Genomic DNA, 3,503 nt, shown 5'->3' with positions numbered 1-3,503 from the left:
CACGGCGGCAAGCGCCTCTCCCACCAGGGGATGGTCATCGACGATCAGGAATCTCATCGAGCAGGATCGATTGGTCGGCGAACGATAGCAGCTCCGCTGCGTGCTGGCCCCGGCCTCGTACCAGCCGGCACGCCTTACTGGGGACCTTTTGATTTCAGTGCAAAAAGTGACGGTTCCGATCGCCAGCAACGGCGCGGGTGCTCGGCGGTAAGTCGTTGATTCGACAGCATTTGCTGTTCGGTCTGGGCAGAGGTATCTTTGGCTGCCTTTCGACTCGTGGGGAGCGGCGGCGATGCAGGGCTGGCACACACCGTACCTGGGCCTGCGTGACCTGCCGCGTGAGCTCAGCCAGTTCGAGCTGCAGGCCTTCTTCACCTTCAGCCGTGCCGAGCGGGAGCTGATCGAACGCCGCCGGGGAGACCACCACAAGCTGGGCCTGGCGCTGCACATCGGCTTCGTGCGCATGAGCGGGCGGCCGTTGAACAGCGTGCGCGCCGTGCCGGTGGCCTTGCTGCGTCACCTGGGCCAGATGCTGGACATTGCCACGCCCGATCTGGCGTCGGTGCGGGCGTTATATGCGCGGGGCCGCACCCTGTTCGATCACCAGCAGCAGGCCTGCGAGGTCCTGGGCTTTGCCTGGATGAGCGAGCACCAGCGCCGCGCATTGGTACGCATCCTGCGCGATGAGGTGGCCCACACCGCCGACCGCGAGCGGCTGTTGCTGCGAGCCCGACACTGGCTCTACGAGCACCGGCTGATCATCGTGCATGAGCGCGCCATCCGAGCGCTGGTGGCGGCCGCACTGGCGGAGCTCGAAGACGCCACGGCCGCGTCCATCCGGGCCACGGTGCCTGCCACCGCCTTGAAGCGGTGGGCAGCTGCCGTGGCCGCGAGCCGGCCGGACGGCCAGCACTGCCAGAGCTGGCTGAGGAGCGCGCCGGCCAAGCACTCCACGCGCCAGATCGCCGAAGCGCTCGAGCGCATCACCTTCCTCAACGGCCTGGGCCTGGACCGGTACCTGGGCGAGCTCAACGACGCGCTCGTGCGCCGCTACGCCCGGCGCATGGCCACACGGCCACCTTCGATCAGCGAGCGCATCAAGGAGCCGGCACGGACCGTCGAGATGGCCTGCTTCCTGCGCTACTGCCTGCTGACGGCCACCGACCAGTTCATTCTCATGTTCCAGCGCCGCGCGGCCGATCTCTGGCGCCAATGCGCCGACGATGCGGTGGCTGCCATCGACTGGTCGCGGCAATACCAGATGCTGCTGCAAGAGTTGGCTGACCTGGCCCTGGACGAAGCCGGGGCGGCCGAACTGCGCACGCGGCTGCTCGAACTCATCGCGGCCAAGCGTGCCCAACGCTCACCGAGCCGGGCCTCGGGCATCCGCCGGCAGTTGATCGCCGGCATCGCACCGGTACGTTCGCTGTTGGTGGCCGTCAGCAGCCTGGCGTGGAGGGCCACGGGTGATCATCCGGCGCTGCAGGCCCTGGACACCCTGCGGGTGCAGTACGCGTCCGGCGACAAGACCTTGCCGGTCGATGTCACCGCCGTACGGTTGGGCGCCGCGTGGCGCCAGGACATCGCCGATGCCGATCGCGAACGGGCGTTCCGGGCGCTGGAGGTGGCCACACTGTTCGCGCTGCGCCGCGCCGTTCGCAACGGCTCGATCTGGATCGAGCACTCGCTGAGCTTCCGAGGCCGCGAGCGGCTGTTCATCCCGGATGAACGCTGGCAGTCCGAGGCCCGGCGCCACTACGCACGGCTGCAGATGCCGGCCAAGGCCGCGAACTTCCTCGCGCCGCTGCTCGAGCGCGTGCGCACTGGCGTCGACGCCGTGGTCGCGGCCGTGCGTGCCGGCACGCTGCGCGTGGACGACGAGCTTCACCTGGCGCCCCTGCCAGCCGACGACGAGGATCCCGAAGTCAGCAAGCTGCGCAGCCGGCTCGATCAACGCATCGGCGAGGTGCAGCTGCCCGAGGTCATCCTGGCCGTGGACGCCCAGGTGCGCTTCAGCTGGATCATGCTCGGCCGCGAGCCTCGATCGGGCCAGGAACTGCTGATGGCCTATGCCGGCATCCTGGCCCACGGCACCAGCCTGACAGCAGCCGAGTGCGCGCGCATGATCCCGCAGCTGTCGGCCGCCAGCATCCGCCAGGCCATGCGCTGGGCCGGCGACGAGCGGCGGCTGGCCTTGGCCTGCCAGGCGGTGCTGGAGTTCATGCAGGGCCACGCCATCGCGGCCACATGGGGCCGAGCAGACCTGGCCTCCTCGGACATGATGAGCCTGGAGACCAGCCGCAGGGTCTGGCAAGCCCGGCAGGATCCAAGGCGACAGACCGCCTCCATCGGCATCTACAGCCACGTCAAGGACCGCTGGGGGATCTTCCACGCCCAGCCGATCGTGCTCAACGAGCGCCAGGCCGGCGCGGCCATCGAAGGCGTGGTGCGACAAGAGCGGGTCGAGACGACCCAGCTTGCTGTGGACACGCACGGGTATACCGACTTCGCCATGGCCTTGGCTCGGCTGCTGGGCTTCGACCTGTGCCCCAGGCTCAGGGAGCTCAAGCAGCGGCACCTGTTCGTGCCGCGCGGCATGAAGGTGCCCGAGGAGATCGCCGTGGTGTGCGAGGCTGGCATCGACACGACGCTGATCGAGGCTCACTGGGATAGCCTGGTGCACCTGGCGGCGTCGGTGTCCAGTGGGCATGCCAGCGCGGTGACGGCGCTGGCCCGATTCGGCAGTGCGGCACGGGGAGATCCGATCTACGACGCCGGCGTGCAGCTGGGCAAGCTGCTGCGCACCGCATTCCTGGCCGACTACTTCGTCAACGCCGGCTTCCGCCGCGAGCTGCGCCGGGTGCTCAACCGTGGCGAGGCGGTCAACGCGCTCAAACGCGCCATCTACACCGGACGTGTCGGGCCCGCGCAGGCTCGGCGTGCCGACGAGATGCAGGCGGTGGCCGACGCGCTGAGCCTGCTGGCCAACATCGTGATGGCGTGGAACACGGCGCAGATGCAGGCCGTGCTGGACCGCTGGGCCAACCGCCGCCAGGTGGTTCCGCCGGAGCTCATCGGGCGGGTGGCGCCGACGCGGCTGGAGGGCATCAACCTGCGCGGCGTCTTCCGCTTCCCGTTGGAGCGCTACTCCCAGCAGATCCTGCCGTCACTGCCGACAGCGAGAACAAGTGCCACCGGCTGAGATCGACCACGCAAACAGGGCTTCAGCAGCCGATCCGAGGACCAACAGAAACTCGTTGCCTGACAAGCACTTGGCGGCGGCCGGAAAACGAACCTCGCGTCAATGCTGGCTCTGCGGGCAGGCACGAACCGTCACTTTTTGCACTGAAATCAAAAGGTCCCCGAGGAAGGCGACGATCAACGGAGCGTCGATCTGATCGAGCGCGAGTCCCGACGGCGCCTTGCGAAGCCGCTGCTGAGCGAACTGCAGTAGCAGACGGAAGGTATCGCGGTACGAGGCGATCGTGTGCGGGCTGGCCTGG

The 3,503-nt window shown here is 68.4% G+C and carries 1 protein-coding gene and 1 pseudogene; one reads left to right on the top strand and one right to left on the bottom strand.

Features of this window, described 5'->3' with window-relative positions; all coding sequences use genetic code 11:
• Positions 1-292: 292 nt before the first annotated feature.
• A complete protein-coding gene (locus tag ACILR4_RS28795) occupies positions 293-3,202 on the top strand; it encodes a Tn3 family transposase (protein ID WP_395704323.1) in 2,910 nt (969 codons plus the stop codon).
• Positions 3,203-3,301: 99 nt separating this feature from the next.
• Here the strand turns inward: ACILR4_RS28795 and ACILR4_RS28790 are convergent.
• A pseudogene (locus ACILR4_RS28790) lies at positions 3,302-3,503 on the bottom strand (hypothetical protein); the annotation flags it as partial.

The sequence above is a fragment of the Aquabacterium sp. genome (genome assembly GCF_044226965.1).
Classification (GTDB): Bacteria; Pseudomonadota; Gammaproteobacteria; order Burkholderiales; family Burkholderiaceae_C; genus Pseudaquabacterium.
The sequence above is the reverse complement of the archived record's forward strand: the minus strand, read 5'-3'. Positions and strand labels throughout refer to the sequence as shown.

Bases quoted from the DNA above. Each gene is read 5' to 3' on its own strand.
- ACILR4_RS28795 (WP_395704323.1), top strand. From the start codon at position 293: ATGCAGGGCTGGCACACACCGTACCTGGGCCTGCGTGACCTGCCGCGT.